Annotated in this window: 21 protein-coding genes, 2 tRNA genes and 1 riboswitch; of the genes, 11 read left to right on the plus strand and 12 right to left on the minus strand. The window is 52.6% G+C overall.

Features of this window, described 5'->3' with window-relative positions; genetic code table 11:
- Window positions 1-161: 161 nt before the first annotated feature.
- From Q4C79_RS09215 to orn, 3 genes are all read right to left on the minus strand, one after another.
- Window positions 162-512, minus strand: a complete 351-nt coding sequence (locus tag Q4C79_RS09215; RefSeq protein ID WP_303090729.1) for a hypothetical protein — start codon at window positions 510-512, stop codon at window positions 162-164.
- A 219-nt stretch (window positions 513-731) separates the two neighbouring features.
- Complete coding sequence (gene pgi, locus Q4C79_RS09220; RefSeq protein WP_303090730.1) at window positions 732-2,369, minus strand: glucose-6-phosphate isomerase; 1,638 nt, start codon at window positions 2,367-2,369, stop codon at window positions 732-734.
- Window positions 2,370-2,611: 242 nt separating this feature from the next.
- Entirely contained in the window at window positions 2,612-3,160 is a 549-nt protein-coding gene (gene orn / locus Q4C79_RS09225; RefSeq protein ID WP_303090731.1) for an oligoribonuclease, read from the minus strand.
- 126 nt (window positions 3,161-3,286) lie between these two features.
- On the opposite strand from orn, the gene Q4C79_RS09230 reads away from it, so the two are divergent.
- A tRNA-Lys gene (locus tag Q4C79_RS09230) sits at window positions 3,287-3,362 on the plus strand.
- 298 nt (window positions 3,363-3,660) lie between these two features.
- Here Q4C79_RS09230 and Q4C79_RS09235 read toward each other — a convergent pair.
- The 3 genes from Q4C79_RS09235 to Q4C79_RS09245 all read right to left on the minus strand — a co-directional run bounded on the left by Q4C79_RS09235 (window position 3,661) and on the right by Q4C79_RS09245 (window position 5,535).
- Complete coding sequence (locus tag Q4C79_RS09235; protein ID WP_303090732.1) at window positions 3,661-4,062, minus strand: DUF4440 domain-containing protein; 402 nt, start codon at window positions 4,060-4,062, stop codon at window positions 3,661-3,663.
- 418 nt (window positions 4,063-4,480) lie between these two features.
- Window positions 4,481-4,555: transfer RNA gene (locus Q4C79_RS09240), tRNA-Arg, on the minus strand.
- 5 nt (window positions 4,556-4,560) lie between these two features.
- Window positions 4,561-5,535 carry a polyprenyl synthetase family protein gene (locus Q4C79_RS09245; protein WP_303090733.1) on the minus strand — a complete coding sequence of 325 codons (975 nt, stop codon included), beginning with the start codon at window positions 5,533-5,535 and terminating at the stop codon, window positions 4,561-4,563.
- Window positions 5,536-5,801: 266 nt separating this feature from the next.
- On the opposite strand from Q4C79_RS09245, the gene rplU reads away from it, so the two are divergent.
- Both rplU and rpmA read left to right on the plus strand, forming a co-directional pair.
- Complete coding sequence (gene rplU, locus Q4C79_RS09250) at window positions 5,802-6,110, plus strand: 50S ribosomal protein L21 (protein ID WP_009117569.1); 309 nt, start codon at window positions 5,802-5,804, stop codon at window positions 6,108-6,110.
- A 32-nt stretch (window positions 6,111-6,142) separates the two neighbouring features.
- Window positions 6,143-6,415, plus strand: a complete 273-nt coding sequence (rpmA, locus tag Q4C79_RS09255) for a 50S ribosomal protein L27 (RefSeq protein WP_303090734.1) — start codon at window positions 6,143-6,145, stop codon at window positions 6,413-6,415.
- A gap of 262 nt (window positions 6,416-6,677) precedes the next feature.
- Here rpmA and Q4C79_RS09260 read toward each other — a convergent pair whose 3' ends face one another.
- Entirely contained in the window at window positions 6,678-7,367 is a 690-nt protein-coding gene (locus Q4C79_RS09260; protein ID WP_303090735.1) for a 7-cyano-7-deazaguanine/7-aminomethyl-7-deazaguanine transporter, read from the minus strand.
- A 10-nt stretch (window positions 7,368-7,377) separates the two neighbouring features.
- A complete protein-coding gene (gene queF / locus Q4C79_RS09265) occupies window positions 7,378-7,854 on the minus strand; it encodes a preQ(1) synthase (RefSeq protein WP_303090736.1) in 477 nt (158 codons plus the stop codon).
- Between the two features lie 6 nt (window positions 7,855-7,860).
- A riboswitch (PreQ1 riboswitch) is annotated at window positions 7,861-7,905 on the minus strand.
- Window positions 7,906-8,222: 317 nt separating this feature from the next.
- On the opposite strand from queF, the gene Q4C79_RS09270 reads away from it, so the two are divergent.
- From Q4C79_RS09270 to Q4C79_RS09300, 7 genes are all read left to right on the plus strand, one after another.
- Window positions 8,223-8,717, plus strand: coding sequence for a MarR family transcriptional regulator (locus Q4C79_RS09270; RefSeq protein ID WP_303090737.1), 495 nt, complete (start codon window positions 8,223-8,225; stop codon window positions 8,715-8,717).
- A 99-nt stretch (window positions 8,718-8,816) separates the two neighbouring features.
- Complete coding sequence (locus tag Q4C79_RS09275) at window positions 8,817-10,196, plus strand: efflux transporter outer membrane subunit (protein WP_303090738.1); 1,380 nt, start codon at window positions 8,817-8,819, stop codon at window positions 10,194-10,196.
- A 431-nt stretch (window positions 10,197-10,627) separates the two neighbouring features.
- On the plus strand, window positions 10,628-11,755 hold the full coding sequence (locus Q4C79_RS09280) for an HlyD family efflux transporter periplasmic adaptor subunit (protein WP_303090748.1): 1,128 nt from the start codon (window positions 10,628-10,630) through the stop codon (window positions 11,753-11,755).
- A gap of 75 nt (window positions 11,756-11,830) precedes the next feature.
- Window positions 11,831-13,342: a DHA2 family efflux MFS transporter permease subunit gene (locus tag Q4C79_RS09285; RefSeq protein WP_303090739.1), complete on the plus strand. Its 1,512-nt coding sequence runs from the start codon at window positions 11,831-11,833 to the stop codon at window positions 13,340-13,342.
- Between the two features lie 828 nt (window positions 13,343-14,170).
- A complete protein-coding gene (locus Q4C79_RS09290) occupies window positions 14,171-14,368 on the plus strand; it encodes a helix-turn-helix domain-containing protein (protein WP_303090740.1) in 198 nt (65 codons plus the stop codon).
- Window positions 14,369-14,380: 12 nt separating this feature from the next.
- Window positions 14,381-14,581: a hypothetical protein gene (locus Q4C79_RS09295; RefSeq protein ID WP_303090741.1), complete on the plus strand. Its 201-nt coding sequence runs from the start codon at window positions 14,381-14,383 to the stop codon at window positions 14,579-14,581.
- A gap of 117 nt (window positions 14,582-14,698) precedes the next feature.
- Window positions 14,699-14,971, plus strand: a complete 273-nt coding sequence (locus tag Q4C79_RS09300; protein ID WP_303090742.1) for an integrase core domain-containing protein — start codon at window positions 14,699-14,701, stop codon at window positions 14,969-14,971.
- Window positions 14,972-15,020: 49 nt separating this feature from the next.
- Here Q4C79_RS09300 and Q4C79_RS09305 read toward each other — a convergent pair whose 3' ends face one another.
- A complete protein-coding gene (locus Q4C79_RS09305) occupies window positions 15,021-15,524 on the minus strand; it encodes a prepilin-type N-terminal cleavage/methylation domain-containing protein (protein ID WP_303090743.1) in 504 nt (167 codons plus the stop codon).
- A 163-nt stretch (window positions 15,525-15,687) separates the two neighbouring features.
- Window positions 15,688-16,194 carry a pilin gene (locus Q4C79_RS09310; protein ID WP_303090744.1) on the minus strand — a complete coding sequence of 169 codons (507 nt, stop codon included), beginning with the start codon at window positions 16,192-16,194 and terminating at the stop codon, window positions 15,688-15,690.
- Window positions 16,195-16,623: 429 nt separating this feature from the next.
- Between Q4C79_RS09310 and polA the strand changes: the two genes are divergently transcribed.
- Window positions 16,624-19,416 carry a DNA polymerase I gene (polA, locus tag Q4C79_RS09315; protein ID WP_303090745.1) on the plus strand — a complete coding sequence of 931 codons (2,793 nt, stop codon included), beginning with the start codon at window positions 16,624-16,626 and terminating at the stop codon, window positions 19,414-19,416.
- A 264-nt stretch (window positions 19,417-19,680) separates the two neighbouring features.
- Here polA and Q4C79_RS09320 read toward each other — a convergent pair whose 3' ends face one another.
- Together Q4C79_RS09320 and Q4C79_RS09325 are read right to left on the minus strand one after the other, a co-directional pair.
- A complete protein-coding gene (locus Q4C79_RS09320; protein ID WP_303090746.1) occupies window positions 19,681-23,139 on the minus strand; it encodes a right-handed parallel beta-helix repeat-containing protein in 3,459 nt (1,152 codons plus the stop codon).
- A 711-nt stretch (window positions 23,140-23,850) separates the two neighbouring features.
- On the minus strand, window positions 23,851-25,208 hold a 1,358-nt coding region (locus Q4C79_RS09325; protein WP_303090747.1), incomplete at its 5' end, for an OB-fold nucleic acid binding domain-containing protein.

Consider the following 25,208-nt stretch of genomic DNA (forward strand, 5'->3'; position numbering starts at 1 on the left):
CTTTGCTTTTATAGTCATTTAACACAGAACGATACGGCCTTGCTGCGCCTTGCCGTACTATCCGTACTGTCTGCGGCTTGCTGCCTTGTCTCGTTCTGTGTTAGTCGACTATATATGGCTTCTGCTTTGTATGATGCTATACAGATAATAACCAATCTTTATCAGCAGCGACCGGCTGCTTTTAACAGAGCATTACATTGACCGTTAGGTGATTTATTGGCTTGAGAACCAGCGGAACCTGAACAAATGGCGTCTGAAGTCATAGCGCCGATGACCCCTACGGCGTTTGTTACATAGCATTGGCTGGAACGTTTGCCTACTGTTGCAGTGAAATTAATACGTACACCTTCATTTTGGCGGTTGCTGATATTGATTTGGCTGGGCTGGACGCCTAGGGCAAAAGCAGCGCGTTCTTTCAATTTTTCATCAGAAACAGTCGTATTGTTGAGTGCACTACAACCTGATATTAGCAAGCACGCAGTAATAGCGGTGCCAAGAAGATTAATGCGCATAAGATGCTTCTCCTTATTTGGAATTGACCATGGAAAATGCATTGTATGTTAAATTTAAAACAGCAACAATAAATTAAGAATCGGCTTAAAAAATAAGCTGTTTTTTTTGTTATGGAAAGTAACGCTTGTTATGCGGTTTTATGCCTGTCTGAAAACATTTTGCAACGGTTTCAGACAGGCATGAAGTCGAGTTGGCCGGACGGGGTTTCAGACAGGCATTTAGTTACACTGATGGTTGCGGTAATACGCAATCAGGCCGTCGGTGGAGCTGTCGTGTTGTGGCTCGCCTTCTCCGGAAAGTTCGCGCTGGATGGTTTTGGCCAGCACTTTGCCGTATTCCACGCCCCATTGGTCGAAGGAGTTGATGTTCCAAACCGCGCCCTGCACGAAGACTTTGTGTTCGTACATGGCCAGAAGCATGCCGAGGGTGAAGGGGTCGAGTTTGTCGAGCAGGATGGTGTTGCTCGGGCGGTTGCCGCCGAACTCGTTGTGCAGCGCCAATTCGTCGCGCTCGGCTTCGGGCATGTCGCTAGGCAAGGCTGCGCGGGCTTCTTCGACGGTTTTACCGCGCATCAGGGCTTCGGCTTGGGCGAAGGCGTTGGCTACGAGAAAGCGGTGTTGGCTGCCGATGTTGTAGGGTGTGGTGACGGGCGCGATGAAATCGACGGGAATCAGGCGGGTGCCTTGGTGGATGAGCTGGAAAAAGGCATGCTGGCAGTTGACGCCTTCTTCGCCCCAGATAATCGGGCCGGTTTGGTAGTCGGCTTCGGTGCCGGCGTAGGTGACGTGTTTGCCGTTGCTTTCCATGTCGAGCTGCTGCAGATGGGCGGGCAGGCGGCGCAGGAAATGGCTGTAGGGAATCACGGCGTGGCTTGCGGCGCCATAGAAATTGCTGTACCAAATGCCTAAAAGTGCGAGCAGCACAGGGATGTTGCGGCGGTATGGTGCGTTGAAAAAATGCTCGTCCATTGCGTGCGCTCCCGCTAAAAAGGCGCGGAAGTTGTCGGCGCCCACGGCCACCATCACCGGCAGGCCGATGGCCGACCATACGGAGTAGCGGCCGCCCACCCAGTCGAACATGGCGAAGGTGTTTTCGGCGGAAATGCCAAACTGCTCCACTGCCGGCATATTGGTGGAGATGGCGACGAAATGGCGTTTGATGTCGGCTTCGGTCATGCCTTGCGCCAGGAACCAGTCGCGCGCGGCATGGGCGTTGAGCAGGGTTTCCGGTGTGCCGAAGGATTTGCTGGCGATGCTGAACAGGGTGGTGCGCGGGTTCAGGCCGGGCAGCACTTGGGCAATCGCGGCATCGTCGGCGTTGGACACGAAATGCACGCGTACGCCTTTTTGATACGGAGTCAGCGCCAGGGTAACCATCAACGGGCCTAAGTCTGAGCCGCCGATACCGATGTGCACCAAATCGGTGATGCGCTCGCCGCCGGTGCCGGTGTATTCGCCGTTAATCACTTTTTCGGCGAAAGAGAGTGCGCGGTCAAGCTCGCGGTGCAGCTTGGGCACTACGTTTTCACCGTTCACATACACGGGCGCGGCATCTGCAGGCAGCCGCAGAGCGGTATGCAGTACGGCGCGCTTTTCGCTGGTATTGATGATGTCGCCGCGGCGCATGGCTTCGGTTTTTTCCGCCAGACCCGCTTCTTCGGCCAGCCGGCAAAGCAAGGTGAGCGTTTCTTCGCTGATGCGGTTTTTACTGAAATCCAAAAGCATGCCGTGCAGTGTTTCGTGCATGCGGGCAAAGCGGTCGGGTTCGGCGGCGAACTGGTTGCGCATTTCGGCGGCGCGGGTTTGCCGGTAATGCTCTTCCAAGGCCTGCCAGGCGGGGGTTCGGTTGATATTCATAGGGAGATGTCGATATGGTTGGTTGGAATGGATCCGCGCAAAGCGGTAGACTATAGTGAATCAACGTATTTTCTGCGGCGTTGCCGCGCCTTGGGCCAAAGAGAACGGTTTTGTAAGCCGCTATCCGTATTGCTTGCCCGGGGCTTGCTTGTCTTGCCCCGAAAAATAGGTTATTCGCTTATAGGCTTAATTATAGACAACAATGCCTGTCTGAAATTCCTTTTTTCAGACAGGCTTCTGCTTTATTCGGGCAATTTCAGGAAAAACCGGCGGTAATGGCGCATCTCTTCGATGCTCTCCGTAATATCGTCCAGAGCCTGATGCGAACCGCGTTTCACCACGCCTTTGGCCACTGCCGGATGCCAGCGGCGCGCCAATTCTTTCAGGGTGGATACGTCCAAATTGCGGTAATGGAAATAAGCCTCAAGCCGCGGCATATAGCGCACCATAAAACGGCGGTCTTGATGCACCGAGTTGCCGCACATCGGGGAAGTTTTTTCGGGAACCCATTCGGAGATAAAGTCCAAAAGCTTCTGTTCCGCCTGAGCTTCGGTCAAGTTCGAAGCGCGCACGCGCTCAATCAGGCCGCTGCGCGTATGGGTGGATGTGTTCCACTCGTCCATTGCGCCGAGCAGTTCGTCGCTTTGGTGGATTACGCAGACTTCCGATTGAGCCAGTACATTCAAATCCGAATCGGTGATAATCATTGCCGCTTCGATAATCCGCTCTTTTTCCGGATCCAGTCCGGTCATTTCCATATCCAGCCAGCACAGATTGTTTGCGTTTTGCATGTATTTCTTTCAGACAGGCCTTCAATCGGCCAAATAATGAGGATTATAACAAAAGCGGCTACGCCTGCGTATTGAAAAAACGGTTGACGGGACGCTTGGTATGTGGCTATAATTAAAATCTATTTTGGGTCGTTAGCTCAGCTGGTAGAGCAGCGGACTTTTAATCCGTTGGTCGAAGGTTCGAATCCTTCACGACCCACCAAATTTCTTAAGCCTAAACGTTTGTTTAGGCTTTTTTCTTTGGGCTTTAGATAAGCTCTGAATAGAGACATTTGCCGCGTAAGGCATTTAAACGGTGGCTTTATATAGTCGACGAAAATAAGAACGAGACAAGGCAGCAAGCCGCAGACAGTACAGATAGTACGGCAAGGCGCAGCAACGCTGTATCGTTCTTATTTTAAATGACTATAAAATTTGCTGGTGCGCTATTTTGTAAAAATTTCCTGAAATACAGACTGGCGTACGGATTGCATTGATACCTTGTTTTATCTGCTTTGGTTTTATAGTTTGCCTTGTTCCCGCAAAGCGTCTATAGATGCGGCGGAGGCAGGGGTGCCTTGGTGGTAAAAGAGCTGCCATTGCCCTTTTTCGCGTAGCCAGAGCGAAGAGCGCCATGTGTAGGCAGTTTCGCCTGAAGGGGAGGCTAGGGCGGAAAGATAGGTGAGCAAGGCTTGGTCGGGTCCGATGGTGTGCATGGTGTGGAGGATTCCGCGGGCGGGCGGCGCTTCGGAGCAGCCGGCGAGGTAGGCTGCTACGGTTTCGCGGGCGTAGGGTGAGCCGGATTGGCCTACTTCGTGGAAATGCGGGTGCAGTAATTCGGGCAGGCGGTCGGGTGAGCATAATATGCCATGGTGGTGTAATTCTGCTTCGAGCAGGATAAGATGGTTGAGCAAATCATTCACGAGTCTTTCCTTTTCGTGGTGCTGTTTTGATGGATAGCCTCAATTGTAATCCGAGAGGGGACGGACAGCTCCGCTGTATGGTTTGCATTCGGATTTTGAGGGGAGCGGCCGTTGTACAATATGTGCAGCAGGACTTTCGTATCAAATCTTATGATCTGTGATTGAATTGGAGTTCGGCTTTTTTCCAAGTGCAGGTGCAGCGAATAGTGTGCTGCATACCCCGGATGAACATTGTTGCGGCTTTGGGGGTATCGGAAGCGGTCGTGCCTAAGGCAAAAAGGCTTAGGATTTGACGGAATGCAGCTCGGAAATTGTGCTGAACTTTATGATACTTGTTTCATTTCGGAAGCTGTCACTGTATTTTGCGATTTTGCTTCCATAGGCCCCTAAATAATATTCAGACAGGCTTTCGGATGGGTGGCCCCGCCGACAGGAATCGAACCTGTATTTTACGCTTAGGAGGCATACGTTCTATCCGTTGAACTACGGCGGGGTGGTTTAGTTGATGCGCGCCAGCGATTCTTCCGCAAGGCCGCGCATGGCTTGCGTGATTTCGTTGTCGGGCAGTTTTTCCAAGGAGGCGAGGGCATTGTTTACGGCAAGGCGGGCTTGTGCGCTGCAATAGGCCAGCGCATCGGAATGCATGACATGGCCGTGGATTTTTTCGAAATAGCTGCGGTCGGCGTTTTGCAGTGCGGTGCGTACGTCGGCGGCGGCTTGTTCGCTGCCTTGGTGCATCAGAAAAATCAGCGGTAAGGTGGGTTTGCCTTCGGCCAAATCGTCGCCCACGTTTTTGCCGGTTTCGGCCGCATCTCCGGAATAATCGAGAATATCGTCGATAATTTGGAATGCGGTGCCCACGTGCATGCCGTAGTCTTTTAATGCGGCTTCTTCTTTATCGGACGCCCCCGCGAGAATGGCGCCTACTTGGGCGGCGGCTTCGAAGAGTTTGGCGGTTTTGTATTGGATGACTTGTACGTATTCTTGTTCGGTGATTTCGGTATTGCCGATGTTCATCAGCTGCATGACTTCGCCTTCGGCAATAATGTTGGTGGCATCGGCCATCACTTCCAAAATCTTCATGCTGCCCGATCCTACCATCAGTTGGAACGCGCGGGTGTAGAGGAAGTCGCCCACCAATACGGCAGCTGCGTTGCCGAACAGATTGTTGGCCGTTTTGCGGCCGCGACGCAGCTCGCTTTCGTCCACCACGTCGTCGTGCAGAAGGGTGGAGGTGTGGATGAATTCCACCATTGCGGCGAGCGAATAAAGTTTGTCGTCGTCATATCCCAGCGATTTGCCTGCCAAAATCGTAATGATGGGGCGCAAACGCTTACCGCCGGCGCCGATGATATAGGTGCCGATTTGGGAAATCAGCGGCACTTCCGATTGCACCGCACGGTTGACAAACACATTGACGCGGCCCAAGTCGGATTCGAGGTGGTGTTGGAAATAAGGCAGGTTTTCGAGCATGGCAAGCTTTCGGTTCCGGCCGGCGGGAGGGGTCCGGCGGTACTAAATATAGCGCGCAATTATATCAGCAACCTTGTTGAATTGCATTAAGGAAGGTGTGGCGGCGGACAAAGCCGCAAGCCGGGGTTTGGGTGTAAGCCTGTCTGAAAAATGGGATAAAATGTTGAAACGGATAAAGTTTTGACAAAATAATAAGAAGGGGTTAGAATTTCCCGTTCTGCGCAATGCGCGGGATTTTGTTAACCAATATTCTCATGGAGTTGAGTATGTACGCGGTCGTAAAAACCGGCGGCAAGCAATATAAAGTTGCCGTCGGCGAAAAATTGAAAGTAGAACAGATACCTGCCGAACTCGACAGCCAAATCGAACTGACTGAAGTTTTGATGATTGCTGACGGCGAGTCTGTAAAAGTAGGTGCTCCCTTTATCGAAGGCGCAAAAGTAACGGCCAAAGTGGTCGCCCACGGTCGCGGCGAAAAAATCCGCATTTTCAAAATGCGCCGCCGCAAGCATTATCAAAAACGCCAAGGCCACCGTCAGAATTTCACCCAAATCGAAATCGTGGCGATTGCTTGATTTTTAATTTATAAAGTTTAGGAGTATTAAACATGGCAACCAAAAAAGCCGGCGGTAGCTCTAAAAACGGCCGCGATTCAGAAGCCAAACGCTTGGGTGTGAAAGCCTACGGTAACGAACTGATTCCTGCGGGCTCCATCATCGTGCGCCAACGCGGTACCAAATTCCATGCAGGCGAGAACGTGGGCATGGGCAAAGACCATACCCTGTTTGCCAAAGTGGACGGTTATGTTGAGTTTGCGGTCAAAGGCCGCCTGAGCCGCAAAACCGTGAGCGTGCGTCCTTATACCGGCGCCGAAGAATAATCCGTTTCGCGTTCGCAACGGCAATTCCTGCACCGGCAGGATTGCCGTTTTTGTTTGCCGGCGCGGCCCGGCGGTGCCGGTTTGGGTATGCGGATTCCGGTAATTTGACCGTGCAGTCTTATAGTCGATTAACACAGAATGAGACAAGGCAGCAAGCCGCAGCAAGGCCGTATCGTTCTGTGTTAAATGACTATAATTTAAAGAATGCCTGTCTGAAACTTGTTTTCAGACAGGCATTCTTTAAATTGACATACGAATGGTTTTATTTCGTTTGCAGAGCGGCTGGATTTTCGCGGATATTCAAATCGGTGAGCTTTTGGGTGAGCCTGTTCAAAATGAAGCCGTAGGCGGGCAGGAAAAACAGCATGCAAACGGCCAGTTTGAAACCGTAATCCACCAAGGCGATGTGCGGCCAGTTGGCGGCCATAAAGGTATCGCTGCTGGCGTAAAAAGCGATGGCGAAGAAAAGCAGCGTATCCAAAGCATTGCCGGCCACGGTGGAGGCAGTGGGCGCAATCCACCAGGCTTTCAGCCGGCGCAGGCGGTTGAAAACCAAGATGTCCAAAAGCTGCCCTGCCGCATAAGCGGCGAAGCTCGCCAAGGCGATGCGGAATACAAACAGGTTGAAGCCGGCGAGCGCTGCCCATCCCGCCCATGTGCCGTGCTCGAATACGACGGAGAATAGGTAAGAGAGCGCCAGCGCAGGCATCATGACGCGGAAAATAATCCGCCGTGCAAGCCGCTGCCCGAAAATGCGTACGGTTAAATCGGTGGTGAGAAAAATAAACGGAAAAGAGAGGGCGCCCCAAGTGGAATGAACGTCGAAGCCGGAGGGCAGGGTAACGGTGAAGGGAAACTGTACCAGATAATTGCTCAGGGCGATGATGGCGATGTGCCAAACCGCCAGACGCGATAAGGCTTTGCGCTGCTGTGCAGGGGAAAATGCGTACATGCTTCCCCCTTTATTGCTGTATATCGTGTTTGAACAGGCGTTCGCGTGCCAGTGTTTCAAACGTCGTGCCCGGGCGCCCGTAATTGGCAAAGGGGTGGATGGCAATGCCGCCGCGCGGGGTGAATTCGCCGAATACTTCGATGTATTTGGGCTGCATCAGGGTAATCAGGTCCTTCATGATGGTATTGACGCAGTCTTCGTGAAAATCGCCGTGGTTGCGGAAGCTGAAAAGATAGAGTTTGAGCGATTTGCTTTCCACCATTTTCACGTCGGGAATATAGCGGATGAATAGGGTGGCGAAATCCGGCTGCCCTGTCATCGGGCAGAGGCTGGTGAATTCGGGGCAGATGAATTTGACGAAATAATCGTTGTTCCGGTGTTTGTTGTCGAAGGCTTCCAAAATGGAGGGCGTATAGTTGGCCGGATATGGGGTTTTCTGTTCGCCCAAAAGGGTGATGCCGCCCAATTCTTCGATTTGTCGGGTCATGTACGGGAATCCTTAGTTTTTTAATGTGGGAGGTTTGCGAACCACGGGTAAAGATATGTATTTTAGATTAACTGGCGGATTTGGCAAGGAATTTTTTGTGCCGGTGATAAATGGAAATGTTGCGGCGGGAAAGCCGGTGGTGATGCTTATATCATACAAAACAAGATAAGCGGATATATGAATAAGACTAATGGTTTCGTTGCAAAATAGTCAAACCGTTTATGAGAAAACGGAAACCGTATGTCGAGATTTTTGGTAAAAATAATATACAGTAGTTAGTATCGCTATATCAATAACGCCGGACGTGAAGTTTATGAAACGTCCTGTATATACCATTCAAATACCGATACAAGACGAGAACCAATATCATGAGTTTTTCACAAGTAGGGCTGGTCAATGCCCTGAAGCAGTTGTCCGAGCAGCTTCCCGACTTTTCCGAGCGCGAAGCGCATACCATGCGCTTGCTGCGCATCACTTCGGATCGTCTGAGCAGCCGCCAGAATGAAATTTTGAAAGAATACGGCATCAATGAAAACCTTTGGTTTGCCATTTTATCCGTATACATCAGCCCTAACCGTGAAATACTGCCTTCGCGTTTGAGCGATTTGATGGATCTGACCCGCACCAGCGCCACCCGCCTTTCCGACGAAATGGTCGGCCGCGGCTGGATTGAGCGGAGCATGAATGAAAAAGACCGCCGCCAAATCGTATTGAGGCTGACTAAAGCCGGAGAAAACTTCATTAAAGAAGTGCAGCCTCATATGAATAAAGGCTATGAGCCGATTTGGAAGGATTTCAATGATGATGAATTCCAGCAGCTGCAAAACCTTCTGGGTAAGGTTTTAACCAAGTTGGGCGCATAGGAAAGCCGATCCGGCGTGTAAGGAAGGTCATATTGCAGGCTGTTGTTATGATAATATCGTAGCAACGGCTTTTTCAATGGGTTCGAAATGAACATTGGTATGATAAAAAACGGCTTGGGTATTGCTGCCTTGTGTTTGGTCAGTGCTTGCGTCACGCAGCCGGGAGAGATGCGTTTGCCCGGCCCGCAGCAGCATGCATTGCCGCATGGGCAAACATTTCCGGCGCGCGATTATTGGTGGCGGGCGCTGAATGATACGCAGCTGAACCAATATGTTGAAACCGCGCTTTACAGCGCACCGTCCCTGCGCAGTGCGCAGGCGCGTTTTGCTCAGTTGGGGGCGGATTTGGGCGTCCTCGATGCGTCGGGCAAACTGCAAGTCGGATTGGGCGCGGAAGGTGTGGGTGTGCTGCTTTCCAAACGTCCTCCGTCGGAATTTGCCGAATCAGACCGCAGCCTGCTGGTAGCGCATGCGGCGGCCCAAGCCAAATGGTCGTTTGATTTCTGGGGTAAAAACAGAGCGCAAATCCAGGCCGCGTTGGGCCGCCGGAATGCACTTTATTATGAAACGCGCCAAACGGAGATTCTGTTGGCCAATACTGTGGCCGTACAATATTTTTCTTGGCAGGGGCTGGAGGCGCAAAAAGCAGTTTTGAACCGGCGTATCGACAATGCGAAACAAATTGAAAAATTGCTGCAAAGCCGGGTAGGGGCTCAACTTGCCGCGCCTTCGGCGGTATATCCGGCACAGCAGGCGCAGCGGCAGTTTGAATTGCAAAAACTGCAATTGGATAAAGAAATTGCCCGAATTCTCCATGGTTTGGACGTGTTGTCGGGAAGGCCTCCTGTGCCGTTAAACATCCGTAAACCGGCGGCAATGGCACCAGTGCCGGATGTGAAAACCGACGGATTAAAGGCGGATTTATTGGGCAGGCGGCCGGATATTGCGGCACAGCGTGCACTGTTGGCAATGCGTTCGCACAATATCCGTGCCGCCAAAGCGGATTTTTATCCGAATGTGGAGTTGCGGCTGCTGGCCGGTTTGTCGCATATCGATGCATTCGACTTAGTACGCAGCAATTCGGGTATGCTGGGCATCGTGCCGGCTGTGAACCTGCCTATTTTTACTTCCGGTGCGTTGCGGTCGAACTTGGCAAAACGCCGGGGTGAATATGAAGAACAGATTGCCATATACGACCAAACCGTATTGGATGCCATGAGGGCCGCAGCCGATGCGCTCAGTGACTACCGCAATCTGATGGCACAATATGAGGCAGCGCTGGGCCTGCAGGCCGCGGCGGAAAAAAGCGCTGCCAGTATGCTGCGCCGAGCCAATGCCGGTTTGGAGCACAAAACCCTGTATTACCAAAAGCAGGACGAAGTTTTGCAGCAGCAGGCGCTGGTGTCGGCCAAGCATGCGGAGGTGCTGGCTGCTTGGAGCAATCTGCATGCGCAATTGGGCGGAGGCTTCCAAGAATAAGCCGGTATTGCGCCGGTCTTTTCGAATCCGATTCTTACGGCAGATCTGAAGTTTTGCAATATATCCAAACTATTATGAAATAAAATAAGAAGAAACAAGGCGGCAAAACGCAGCTGGGCGGTGTCGGAAAATAAGTTGATTCACGACTATATTAAAAAGCCGGAATCCTCAGATTGCATGCATCCGGCAGCATGGAGCGTATTTATTTTCGCTTTATGCGATAGTTTGGATAAAAAGCACCGACGGTTATGCCTGCATGGTGGAGAACACCATATTCGGATCCGATACGGGAGGAGGGCAGGTCTTGTGAAATCAAGATGCCTGTCTGAAAATGCATAAAGAAAAATACACAATAGAAAACGGAAATATCCATGGATAGTCAAGCTGAACAAGAAATCCCTCCGGCCGGGGATGTGAAGAAAAATACCAAAATGCCGCAGCGCCGCAAGCGCAACCTTACTTTGCTGACCCTGCTGTTTATCGTTATAGCATTGGGATTTGCGATGATGTATTTTTTGGTCTGGCAGCATGAGCAGACTACGGATGATGCCTATGTGGCCGGCCATTTGGTACAGATTACGCCGCAAATCGGCGGCACTGTACGCAAAGTTTCGGTGGAGGATACCGAAATTGTGGACAAAGGCCATGTTTTGGTGGCGTTGGACGACAGCGATTACCAGCTGGCTTACGACCGTGCACAAAACGAGCTGATTCAGGCCATCCGCCAAAACAAACAGCAAACCGCAGTTAGAGCGCAGAGCAAGGCCGCCGTATTGGCACGCAAAGCCGAAGTGGCCAAAGCCCAAGTCGATTTGCGCCGTCGCGAATCTCTGGCCGGTACGGATGCGGTTTCCGGAGAAGAATTGAGCCACGCGCGTGCGGCGGTGGTGCAGGCACAGGCGGCATTGAAAGCGGTGCAGGCCGAACAGGATGCGGCGCAGGCTGCGTTGGGCAAAAATATTCCGTTGCGCCAGCAGCCTGCCGTACAGAATGCGGTAAGCCGCATCAAAGAAGCCTGGCTGAATTTGCAGCGCACGCAGATCCGCGCGCCGGTCAGCGGGCAGGTGGCCAAACGCAATGTCCAGGTCGGCCAGCAAATTACAGCCGGTACGCCGCTGATGTCCGTGGTTTCTTTAGACGATCTGTGGGTGGATGCGAATTTCAAAGAAGTACAGCTGAGCAAAATGCGCATCGGCCAGCCGGTGAAAATGACATCCGACGTATACGGCAAAAAAGTGGTTTACCACGGCAAGGTCATGGGGCTTTCGGCCGGTACCGGCAGCGCATTTTCGCTGCTTCCTCCGCAAAATGCCACAGGCAACTGGATTAAGGTGGTGCAGCGCGTGCCGGTACGCATCAGCCTGGATCCGAAAGAGTTGGCCGAAAAGCCCTTGCGTGTAGGCCTGTCGATGACGGTGGAAGTCAGCACTTTGGACAGCAGCGGCCCGACGATGGCTTCTGCCGCCCGCAAAAGCCGCGAAGCGCCGGAGGGTACTTCGACGGACTGGGGAGCGGTAGAAACCCTGATTGAGCAAGTATTTGAAAAATATTCGAAATAAAATCCAATCTGTTCGGAAAACAGGTTCAGACAGGCATAGCGCAGCCTGTCTGAAAATAAAAAGGCAACATCTCCGATGACATATCCCCCACTGCAAGGTATCAAGCTGGTGTTGATTACGCTGGCATTATCGCTGGCCGTGTTTATGGAAGTGCTTGATTCTACCATTGCCAATGTGGCGGTGCCGGTTATCGCGGGCGACTTGGGGGCGGCCGCCACACAGGGCACTTGGGTGATAACGTCTTTCGCCGTGGCCAACGCAGTTTCCATTCCGCTCACCGGCTTTATGGCGCGCCGTTTCGGCGAAGTGCGGCTGTTTGTGGGCGCGATTATCGGTTTCGTGATTACATCGTGGTTGTGCGGCATGTCGCACAACTTGGAAACTCTGGTATTGTTCCGCATTCTGCAAGGCTTGCTGGCAGGCCCAATGATTCCTTTGTCGCAAAGTCTTCTGATGGCCTGCTATCCGCCGGAAAAACGTACTCTGGCTTTGGCCTTATGGGCGATGACGGTAGTGGTGGCGCCGATTTTCGGCCCGATTCTGGGCGGCTGGATTTCGGACAACTGGCATTGGGGTTGGATTTTCTTTATCAATATCCCCATCGGCATCGCTGCCGCATTCGCAACGTGGCGTATTCTGAAAGACCGCGAAACCGAAACCTTCCGCAGCCCGATAGACAAAACCGGCCTGGTGCTTTTGGTATTCGGCGTGGGCGCCTTGCAGATGATGCTCGACCGCGGTAAAGAGCTCGATTGGTTTGCCTCTACCGAAATCATCGTGTTTGCCGTAGTGGCGGTGGTGTGTTTGGCCTATTTCGTGGTGTGGGAATTGGGTGAAGCGCATCCCATTGTCGACCTTACACTGTTTAAAGACCGCAACTTCACCGTCGGCGTCATTACCGTTTCGCTGGGCTTTATGGTGTATATGGGCACATTGGTCCTGCTGACCATGGTGCTGCAAACCCAGCTCGGCTATACCGCCACTTGGGCGGGTTTGGCCGCAGCGCCGGTAGGCATCCTTCCGGTGTTACTCTCGCCCGTTATCGGCCGTTTCGGCGGACGCTTGGATATGCGCATACTGGTTACCGTCAGCTTCACCGTATTCGCCGCCTGCTTCCTGTGGCGTACCGAATTCTATGCGGGAATGGATTTCGGCAGCGTGCTGTGGCCTCAATTCTGGCAGGGTTTGGGCGTAGCCATGTTCTTTATGCCGCTTACCACGATTATCCTGTCGCACATGCCGGGGCACATGGTAGCCGCCGCCAGCAGCCTGTCTAATTTCCTGCGCGTACTGGCAGGCGGCGTAGGAACCTCGGTAGCCACCACCCTGTGGGAGCGCCGCGAAGCGCTGCACCACAGCCGCCTTGCCGAAAACATCAATCCCTATTCCGATACCGCCCTCACCGCCTTGAACGGCATGGTTCAGACAGGCATGTCGCAGGAGCAAGCCTATGCCGGTTTGGCAGGAAGCATTTCTCGACAAGGTTTTATCATCAGCTCAAACGAGATTTTCTGGGTGGGCGCCTTATTGTTCTTGGCATTGATCGCATTGGTGTGGCTGGCCAAACCGCCGTTTGCCGGCAGATAGCCGGATATAGCTTATAGCCGGAAAGAGTGGCAGGTTGGGTTGCAAGTCGATAATCCATCGCCTTTAAAGAATTGTTTTTTTATTTTGGGTGAGGAACGTACAGATCCGGAGTTTCCATCGGCCAGTATTATTGTGATGGAGAATACGGTATTTTATAAAGGGGCTTACATTCACATTTTAAGTGCAACACTTGAGTAGCAGTTGCATAAAGCTGCCGAACAAATCGGTCGCCCTTTCATAACCAAGCATTTTTCTCGGGCGGCGGCTCAGGGCTTCTTCGACCGCCTAAACCTGTTTGGGGCTGAGCATCCTGAAATCCGCCCCTTGCGGAAAGCATTGGCGTATCAGTCCGTTGGTATTCTCCACCAGCCCTTTCTCCCAAGAATGGTAGGGAGGCAGAAGTAGGTTTGTGCTTACAAAGCTTTGGATAATACTCCATGATGGTAAAACTCTTTACCGTTGTCCAATTAATGGTTTTAATGATGTTTTTGAACTGATTTAGGGTGAGGATGGCGGTTTGGGCGGTTAAAGTTTCGAATTTTTCGGATCATGACGTATTTGGTTTTCCGTTCGACGGCAACCAAAAGCCCGCTTTTTGGGTCTTTGCCGACTTATGGTATCCATCTCGAAATCGCCGGCGCGCTCTTTTTAGGCGACCACGGCGGGGCGTTTTTCAATACCGGCTCTGTCGGGAACCTTTCCTTTTGTCCCATGCGCCGCTGCCGTGTTTTTTGCGGTAGAGTCTGGATAGGATACGTCGGTGGGTGTAGAGGCTGCCGCCTGTACAAACCCTAGCGTTGTTTACAGTATTTGAAAGACAATACTGTCATGAACACCCACAAAAATATCCGCCTGACCCCGCACAGCCGCCAAGCCACTTGGCGGGCTTATACAGAAGACAAACAAACTGTTACCTCTTTGGCTGCACAGTTTAATGTCAGCAGGATAACCGTTTACCGTATCCTCAAAGCCGCACGCCTCAGGCTGTCAGTACCGAAGAAAAGCACCGATAACCGCTTCAAATAGGCCAAATACGGAATGAAACGGCTGGCAAAAGTCGAACGGGAAATAGAAGAGAAGCTCAAAAAGAAAGCCCGCCGCTACAACAAATCCTACCTCGGCGAAATGATGCATTTCGATACCGAACGGCTGCCGAGGTTGAAAAAACAAACCGTTGCCGATCCGTTCGAGTATCTTTTGTCACCATCGGCGACTACTTCCGTGAGTTGTATTCATTAATCATATTTGACCATGCTGCTTACAGTGCCGCCAAGTTTCTGCTGCGCGACATCATCGGCTGCTGTCCGTACACGGTCGGATGCGCGTATTCGGATAAGGGAGTGGAATGCAAAGGCAATGCGTCGCATCCTTCGGTGCCGCCTGCTGTCAAAACAATATCGTGCAGTTGTTGCCCGCATCGCCCGCCCGCAGACCAGCGGCAAAGCGGAGCGTGTGATTCGGACGATGATGGAGATGTGGCATGAAAGGCAGATGTTTAACAATGCCCGGCAGCGCCATAAGGAACTGTACCGTTTTGTGAACTTTTATAATACGGTTAAGCCGCTCGGTGGTCTGAACGGCAATACGCCTTTTGAAACTTTGGAGGCTTATTTTCAACCTGCTATGTAAATAACGCGATGATTTCTACAACAAGTGAATTAAAATTTTATATCGTCAATCAGTTGCTTACCACGCAATTGGAGAAGGCGTAAGTTGGTTTCCAAAATTCAACGTTGGATATATTCAAACTGCACGACCAGTTGCCATTAACATCTCGGTTGTAATCAATTTCCAGCCCATGGATGGAACGGCTGGCTGTATCACCTATTTTTAGGTGAAGGCCGCTAAAGCCGTTGTCGGTCAATTCATATTTTAATTCGGCTTTCTCGATTAGATCGGAGCCGATTGCCCAAACCTCGGTGCCGATATAATAGCGGCGTTGCCCATTCGGCGCGATGGTGCTGTCTTGTGATGCAGTGGCTACAGGTATACCTCCGCGTAATATCATTACATCTGCATTACGTTTAATGGTGTTGATTTCCAACTGAATGCGCGCAAGCTGAGCCTGCACGATATAATCTTGATAAAGAGGCAGAGCAATGGCTGCCAATATGCCGATAATGGCGATGACTATCATTAGTTCGATCATCGTAAAGCCCGAGTTCTGATCTTTGGCTTTCATAGAATGTCCGTTTCAGCTTTATCAAAAAGCGAAAGTCATGTGAGTGGGTTTATTAGTTTGTTAAGCGAAGGTTTGTCGTTATTTGTCTTGTCTGTAAAATTTTAACTCTAAAAAAGCCCGCTTATTAGAGCGGGCTTTTTCAAGTTTGCCTTCTTTCGAATCATTAATTACCACCACCAGCAGGAGCAGGAGCAGCAGCAGCCGGGCAACCGTTAGGTGCGTATTTGCCGTCAACAGTAGTTTGGCAAGTCCAAGTACCGCTATTGTCACGGTTCCAAGTCAGTGTTCTCCGTGCCAATGCAGCTGCAGCACCGTTGCCAAAAGTCGCCACAATTGATGCAGTATTAGTGCCAGCCGTAATAGTAACCTGAGGAACGCCTGTACCTGCAGCTACAGCAGTGCTGCCATCCTGTTTGGCACCGTTTAATAAAGTTGAACCGGTTGCGCCCAAAGAGCATTCTGTAGCACCTTGACCTAACGTAGTACGACCGTTCAACATACAGCTTTCAATAGTGGTTTTCAGGTTACCCGCTTCGCCCATTACACGTGTAACTTGAGAACGGGCGATATAATCCTGATACATCGGCAAAGCAATCGCAGCCAAGATACCGATAATAGCGATGACAATCATCAATTCGATCAGGGTGAAACCTTTTTGTACAGCTTTCATGTTTTAAACTCCAAAATTTTGTATTTAAGTAAGGTAAAGAAATTATCCCGCAATGTATTTGGTATTTACTTTCAAACCATAATAAAGAAGGGAACTTCATCGATTTGCGGTTTGCCTCTCTGGCATCGCCGCAGACACTAGGTATGCAGCAACGGGCATGCCAAAGAGGGGCTGTTTTTTAAATTATTAATTTTTATGAATTTTATCGGTATTGTTACGATAAACAGGGATGTTTGCGGCATAGCGGATGCCGGCAAGGTGCCGTATTTTGTCAACGTATGAAATAAACTTACATATTTTGACTGACATTTTTTGTCAGGCTGCGCTTTTGCGGCAGCAATGCGTTTAACTGCTCTCCTTCTCCTGCCGCTCCGTCTGTTTAAGCTATAATTCCTGCATTCTTATTTTCTTTTCAGACAGGCATGCCCCATGACCCGGCCCACTCTTCTTCTTGTCGACGGTTCTTCTTATCTCTACCGCGCCTACCATGCGATGACGCCGCTTTCCGCGCCCGACGGCACGCCCACGCATGCGGTGTACGGGGTGCTCAATATGTTGCGCCGCCTGCGCGCCGACACGCCGCACGGGTATTGCGCCTGCGTGTTCGATGCCAAGGGCAAAAACTTCCGCCACGATCTGTTTCCCGACTATAAGGCCACGCGCCCGCCGATGCCCGACGATTTGCGCCCGCAGGCGGAAATACTGCCGGAGATTGTGCGGCTGATGGGCTGGCCGGTTTTGGTGGTGCCCGATGTGGAGGCCGACGATGTGATCGGTACGCTGGCGCGGCAGGCGGAGGCCGCGGACTGGAACGTGATCGTGTCCACAGGCGATAAAGATATGGCGCAGCTCGTTTCTGCGCAGATTACGCTGGTCAACACCATGAAAGGCGAAACGCTCGACGAAGCGGGCGTGCAGGAAAAATTCGGCGTGCGCCCCGGCCAAATCCGCGACTATCTGGCGCTGATGGGCGATAAGGTCGACAACGTGCCCGGCGTGGAAAAATGCGGCCCGAAAACGGCGGTGAAATGGCTGGAGCAATACGGCAGCCTCGAAGGCGTGATGGCGCACGCGGGCGAAATCAAAGGCAAAGTCGGCGAAAACCTGCAAGCAGCGCTCGGCGCGCTGCCGCTCTCCTATGATTTGGTCACCATCAAAACCGATGTCGATTTGAGCGCCGATCTGCCTCAAGGCTTGGAAAACCTGCACCGCAATGCCCCCGATTGGCCTGCGCTGGCCGAGGTTTTCCGGCGTCTCAACTTCCGCACTTGGCTGAAAGAAGCGCAAACGCAGCTGGCCGAAGCGGGCGGCAGCGGCGATTTGTTTGCCGCCGTTCAGGCGACTTCCGCGGATCAAGGCCTGTCTGAAAAGCCTCTCGAAACGGCAATCGAACACCCCGAGCCGCCGGAAACCTTGGATTATCAAGCCATTACCACCGAAACCCAATTCGCCGCCCTGCTGGAAAAATTATCCCAAGCCGATCGTATCGGCCTCGACACCGAAACCACCTCGCTCGAAGCCATGAAGGCGCAGCTGGTCGGCATCAGCATCGCGTTTGCCGCGGGGGAGGCGGTGTACATCCCGCTCGGCCACAGCCCCACCGCCGCACCCGAACAGCTGGATTTGCAAAGCGTATTGGGCCGTTTGCAACCCCATCTCGAAAATGCCTGTCTGAAAAAAACCGGCCAAAACCTCAAATACGACCAACACATTTTCGCCAACTACGGTATCGCCCTCAACGGTATTGCCGGCGACGCCATGCTTGCGTCCTACATTGTGGAAAGCCACTTGGGGCACGGCCTCGACGAATTGGCCGAACGCTGGCTGGGCTTGCCCACCGTCACCTACGAATCCTTGTGCGGCAAGGGTGCGAAAGCGATTTCCTTTGCCGATGTTGCGATTGAACAAGCCACCGAATACGCCTGCCAGGATGCCGATTTCGCCTTGCGTCTCGAGGCCTGTCTGAAAGCACAGATGGACGGCAAACAGCTTGAAATGTATGAAAAAATGGAGCTGCCCGTGGCGCAGGTGTTATTCGAAATGGAGCGCACCGGCGTACATATCGACAAAGCCGAGCTCGCCGCCCAAAGCCGCGAGCTCGGCGCGCGCATTCTCGAATTGGAGCAGCAGGCCTACCAGGCGGCAGGCCAGCCGTTCAATCTCAATTCCCCCAAGCAGCTCCAAGAAATCCTGTTCGACAAAATGGGCATCCCCGCCAAAGGCCTGAAAAAAACCGCATCCGGCGGCATCTCCACCAACGAAGCCGTGCTCGAACAGCTCGCCCTCGATTACCCGCTGCCTAAAATCATTTTGGAAAACAGAAGCTTGGCCAAACTCAAATCCACCTACACCGACAAGCTTCCCGAGATGCTCAACCCCGCCACCGGCCGCGTGCACACCAACTACGCCCAAGCCGTCGCCATCACCGGCCGGCTGGCCAGCAACAATCCCAACCTGCAAAACATTCCCATCCGCACGGCAGAAGGCCGCCGCGTGCGCCGCGCCTTTACCGCGCCCGCAGGCTGCCGCATCGTCTCCGCCGACTACTCGCAAATCGAATTGCGCATCATGGCGCACTTGAGCGGCGACAAAACCCTGATCGAAGCCTTCCAAAACGGCGAAGACATCCACCGCCGCACCGCCGCCGAAGTATTCGGCATCCCCCCCGAACAAGTCGGCAGCGAACAGCGCCGCTACGCCAAAACCATCAACTTCGGCCTCATCTACGGCATGGGGCAATACGGGCTGGCCAAATCGCTGGGCATAGACAACCTCTCCGCCAAAAACTTCATCGACCGCTATTTCGCCCGCTACCCCGGCGTGGCCGAATACATGCAGCGCACCAAAGAGCAAGCCGCCGCACAAGGCTACGTCGAAACCCTGTTCGGCCGCCGCCTCTACCTGCCCGACATCCGCAGCAAAAACGGCAACGCAAGAGCCGGCGCAGAACGCGCCGCCATCAACGCTCCCATGCAGGGCACCGCTTCCGATTTAATCAAACGCGCCATGGTCGATGTGCACCGATGGCTGGTTTCAGACAGGCTTCAAAGCCGGCTGATTATGCAGGTGCACGACGAGCTCGTATTGGAAGCGGTTGATTCCGAAATAGATTTAGTGCGTAAAACGCTGCCGCAAATTATGGCCAAAGTAGACGGCGGGCTGCTGGACGTGCCGCTGGCGGCGGAAGTGGGGGTTGGGGAAGATTGGGATGGGGCACATTGATCTGACGCCTGCCAAATGTGCAACAAGCACGGATAATATGAGTGAACCGATTTCAAGTTAATTATAGACATTTAACACAGAACGATACGGCCTTGCTGCGCCTTGCCATATCGTTCTGTGTTAAATGTCTATAAATAGTTGCCTGGCGAACGTATCGGTCTGCCGTATCAAACTTAGGCGTAATCGCAGGCCGATTAGGTGGCCCTCTTTAAATAAAATGCCTGTCTGAAAAATTTCAGACAGGCATTCTTTCGTTACGGCGGGTTAGTACACGGCGAAGTTGGTTTCGGTCAATTCGGTACTCAGGCCGGTGATTTCGGCGAACTGTACGGCGGTAAAGTTTTTACCCGATCCGTCTGCATCGAAATAAAGCTTGGTTCCGCTTTGGTAAACCCGGGTATCCGCGGTAACGGCATTGGCTTGGGCGAACCAATCTCCCTCCAGCGAACCGAATACCAAGTCCTCGAGGCCGATTTTATCGGTGCCGGGGGTGAAGTCGGTAATGGTGTCGACATCGGTGGTGCCGTTCAGAACGCTGTTGAACAGGAAGGTATCGCTGCCTTCGCCGCCGGTGAGGGTGTCTTTGCCCTCTCCGCCGATTAAGGTGTCGTTGCCTCCGCCGCCGGAGAGTACGTTGTCGGCCACATTGCCTTGCAGGATGTTGTTTTGGTTGTTGCCCGTGCCGTTGATGTTGCTGATATTGAGCAGCACGAGGTTTTCCAAATTATCCTGAAGGGTGTAGTCGACGGTGGCATATACGGTGTCGGTACCGCCGTTGGCGGCTTCGGATGCCGTGTCGGCGGTGTTGTCCATATAGTACGCATTGTTGGCGGAAGAACCGATGTAGTTTTGCACCGTACCTGAGAGGATGGAGTTGTGCGCGTTGGTGAAGTTATTCACGGCGGCGCTTCCGCTGGTATGGGTTTCTATCAGCTCTTCGTTTGAAAAACCGCTGCCTCCGACAACCGTATTGCCTACGAACTTAAGGTTGTTGATGTCGCCGACGAAGTTGTTGCTGCCGTAAAGGCCGGTGGAGCTTTCGGCGCCCATGTACAGCAAGGATACGGTCGGCGTGTATTTGTAGGTGTTGGTGGAGAAGATATTCTGGCTTATGGACACATTGTTCAAGTCACCCGTACCGCCGTTGTAGGTGGTGGTGTAGCTTGATCCGGTAACCACGTCGTAGGTGCTGATGGGATGGGGCATGTACGCGCCGATAACGCCGGCGGACGCATTGCTGTCCCAAATCGATTCGGCCGCGATTACGTTACGGTTGACGTTGCCGTTGATGGTATTCTTGCTGAATACGGTACCGCTGGCATCGGTGCCGGTATAGAGCATCCAACCGGTACCTATTTCGCTGGTAACGTTGATTTCGTTGTCGATGAACTTGTTGTTCTGACTGCCTTGGTAAGCTTGCAACAGACCTTGGCCGGTGGCTTTGCTGCTGGAAATAAAGTTGCCGGTAACGGTATTGCCGTTGGACAAATAGGCAATATGCACGCCGGAAGACTGGGCTTCCGAGAGGTAGTTGCCGGAAACGGTATTGTTATCGCTGCGGTTTTGCATCGAAATATTGCGCACGTTTTCGCTGATAACATTATTGCTGATGGTACTGTCGCTCACGCCTGAGAAGGCGATGCCGTAGTAGCCGCCGGTGATGTTGTTGCCGGTAATCTTTACGTTGGAGATTTCGTAGGTATTGGCACCTACGGAAGCGCCGCTGCGGTATTCCTGCCATTTGGTCAGGCTGCCTGAATAATCGCTGGAGGCTTCGGCCTGGTTGTAAATGACGATGGCGTAGTTACTGCCTGCGTCGCTGCTTTTGCCGGCGGGCATAACGATGTTGTTGCCGCCTATCTGCAGGCCGGTGATGTTGCCGCTTTCCGTAACGAAGTTGATGGCGCGGTTGGCGACGTTGACGAAATTATTGCCGGTAATCGATACGTTGGTACTGTTGGAACCGAAAATACCGCGCACGCCCTCCAGGTTGTTCAAATCGAAAGTAAAGCCTTCGATTTCGAAATTGGCGATATTTTTGTCCAAAGTAATACCGCGTTTGAAACCGGGCGTAGTCACATTTTCGTAGGTGAGGGTGGAGCCGTTGCCGTGGAGGTAGTCGGTGCCGTTCAAAACGGTTACGCACGAACCGCTGAGCGTGTAGCTGCCGTTTTCAGGCATTTCTACGCCCAAGCCTTTTTTGGCGGCCACATTCAGAGCGGTCTGCAACGCGGCGGTAATGTCGCTGCCGCCGTCGTGAAACGCGCTGACGGCCACGCTGTCAGTGAAAGTGGCACCCCAGGAATCGGAACCCCATGTGGTTTTATAGTCTCCTGCCGTACCTTTGGTAAACAGGGTGTGGTAATTGCCGTCACTGATTACGATATGGGTCAACGCACTGTTGGCGGCCGCTGCTTTGGCTGCATCCGCGGCATTGCCGACCACGGCATAAGCTGCACCGGAAGGTACATTGCCGCTGACAAATGCGTCGGTCGTGATGGTCGTATCGGTAGCTTTAGTCAAATCATTCTCCTGCTGTGTTGAAGTTTCACCAAGAGTATTTGAGTTTTCGTCCTGTGTGCCGGCGGCAGGGGCAGTACCGCTGCCCGTCCCTGAGTCCGACACAACAGTACTTTGCGTACCGCCCGAAGCGGAGGGCTCGTCGTCCCTCTCTGTAGTTTGTTCCGCCTTGCCCTCGGAAGATGCCGAGCCGGCGGAGGTGCTGCCTTTTGCCGATCTTGTAGCTGTACTGCCGGAAGATCCTGTGCTGCTTGATCCGGTCGTGCCGGCAGTGGTTGCCGAACCGGTATCGGTATTTTTGGTGCTGCCTGCCGCATCCGCACCGGTTGTTGCGGTGGTGGAGGTTGCAGGTTCTTGGTTAATCGTATCGAACGCGCCGTTGGCATCGGCGGAGGCGCCTCCCGTTTGCGAAGCGTTTTGCCCGTCCGCCCCCGTTGCCGGGGCAACGGATTGGTTTTGGCCGGCGATGACCGCCGCGCCTTGGGCTGCGGCATCCTGCGTATTGTCCGAGGCAACGGCTGCGCCGGCAGAACCGGTGTTTTGCGCTGCCGCTGCACCGGCAGCCGCTTCTTGCTTGTCGTCTTTATCGTCGGAACCGCCGCCTGCCGAAGCCGCTCCGGCAATCAGGCCTCCGCCCAAACCTAAGCCCAGAAGCCAAGGCCAAACGGATCCGCCTCCTGCGCTCGGAATTTTTGCAGCGCTGTCTCCCGCCGCATCCGAGGCGGTGTCGGTTGCATTGGCAGCATATTCGTTGCCGGTCAAGCGCCCTGCCGGAGCAGCGCGGGAAAGCAAACCGGCTTCTTTCAGGTTAAGCCCTTCTAAGATTTGGGCTGCAACCGCATCCGGATCGAAATCGAAATTGGTTGCGGTTTTGATGCCTTTTTCGTCAAACAAAGAAGCCAATTTCTGCTTTTTGCCGACTTTTTCGCCAAACAAAGAAAACAGTTCCTGTTCTTCGTTTGCCTTTTCGTCAAACAGGGAGGCCGATTTCTGTTTTTTGTTGGCCTTTTTGCCAAACAGAGAAACCGGTTCCTGCTCTTCGTTTGTTTTTTCATCAAACAGGGGAACCCATTTCTGCTTTTTGTTGGCCTTTTTGCCAAACAGGGAAATCAGCTCCTGTTCTTTTTCTTTGTTTACCTTTTCTTTTTCCGTAATGCGGACACGGCTGTGCTTGGCAGCTTTGATTTTGATTTTGGTATTCATCGAATTGTCTCACTTTAAAAAATTGACTATTTAAAAAATTGACTAATTTTAAAATTGTGAAGCTCCTGAAAAGCATTCAGGTGCCTCAAAATAGTACAACATTTCCGTTATTAACTCATCCACAAAACTATCGATAATCGGATTTATACCAAGATAATCGGTGTTTTGTTGTATTTTTAATATAACTATTTGATTTAAATAATCAAACATCATTATTCAGTGGTTTGTTTTTATGCTTAATTATTGAGGCAATTTACATGAAAAGGTTCCAAAAATATTGGCTTTTTCAATAAAAACATGAAATTGCAATCATGCATTAAACATAAACCGCCGAATTGTACGCGGATAACGGGAAATATGCTAAATAAAATGAGATTCGATTAACACTGCTATGCTTATAGTATATAAAATTTATAATCTTGTCATTAATTATTTCTTTAGGTATTGTTTTTTCAGTATTTTATTTGCATAATTAGTTTGGAAGGCGGATATTTCGGGGCCCGAACAAAGGTAATGCGTTTGTTATACGACAATGAAATATTACAAGTTAATATAACTAATGTTATATTAACTATATTACAAACACAATGCCTGTCTGAAAGCTTCAGACAGGCATTGTGTTTTGAGGCCCGCAGGCTGATGCGTTTGCGGATTCGGTTTGTCGTGAACCGGCTTATTTTCCGAAACAGGGAATACCCCGTATCGCAGCCGTCACCAGCCTACTTTCAGCCGGTATTCGCCCAATACGCCGGTGAGGCGGTCAAACAGCTCGGACCGAGGCGTCACATACCACCGGCGTCCGGTTTGCAGCTCCCCTTGCGCGCCTTCGTTGCGGAAAAATACGCGCACGGGTATGCCGCCTTCTTGTGCGGATTCGGCGCGGTAGGCTTTAAGGATGTCTACGGCGGCGGCAATATCGTGCTGCGGCGTAAAATACAGGGTCAGATTGCGGGCAAAGCGTTCGCGCGCCTGCTGCAGCGTCATCACCGTATTGGCCATGACGCGCAGGCCGCCGTCGCCGCCGTAGTCGTCGCGGCTCACTTTGCATTCCATAATCAACACGCGGTCGGTTTTCAATTCCGCGTATCCTTCCTCCAGCGCAGGGCCGGTCACCATGACCTCCGTGCGGCCGGACGTGTCTTCCAGCGTGACAAACGCCAAGCGGCCGCGCTTGCCCATCATGGTGCGCACGGCGGTGGCGAAACCGGCCACGCGCACGCTCTCTTGCGGTTTGAGCCGGTTTAGCGCCTGCGGTGCGAACTGGCGCACTTCTTCGGCAAAAGGCCCGAACGGATGGCCGGAAAGGTAGAAGCCCAGCACCTGTTTTTCTTCCGCCAACTTTTGCGCCTCGCCCCAAGCCGGCGCGTTTTCCAGCGCCAGCGCGGCGATGGCGTCTTCGGCGAAATCAAACAGCCCGCCCTGATTGGCGTTGGCCGCTTTTTGCTCGGCATTGTTCATGGCCAAATCGATGTTGGCCAGCAGCATGGCGCGGTTGGGCTCTATGCTGTCGAACGCGCCGGCGCGGATGAGTGATTCGAGCGTGCGTTTGTTGAGATGGGATTTGTCGACGCGTTCGCAAAAATCGAGCAGGCCGACGAAGGCGCCGTTGCGGCGCGCCTCGACGATGGCCTCCACCGCGCCTTCGCCCACGCCCTTTACCGCGCCCAAAGCGTAGCGGATGCGGCGCTCTGAGCCGGGAGTAAAGAGGTAGTCCGATTCGTTGACGTCGGGCGGCAGGAATTCGATGCCGTTGGCGCGCGCGTCGTCGTAGAAATGTTTGAGCTGGTCGGTGTTGTCCAATTCGCTCGACATGGTGGCCGCCATGAATTCGGCCGGATAATGGGCTTTGAGCCAGGCGGTTTGGTAGGAAATCAGCGCGTAGGCGGCGGCATGGGATTTGTTGAAGCCGTAGCCGGCGAATTTTTCCATATAGTCGAAAATTTCGTCGGACTTTTTGCGCGGAATGCCTTGTTTGGCGGCGCCTTCGGCGAAGATTTCGCGGTGCTTCGCCATCTCTTCGGGCTTTTTCTTGCCCATGGCGCGGCGCAGCAGGTCGGCGCCGCCGAGCG

Source organism: Neisseria sp. (assembly GCF_030523955.1).
Lineage (GTDB): Bacteria > Pseudomonadota > Gammaproteobacteria > Burkholderiales > Neisseriaceae > Neisseria.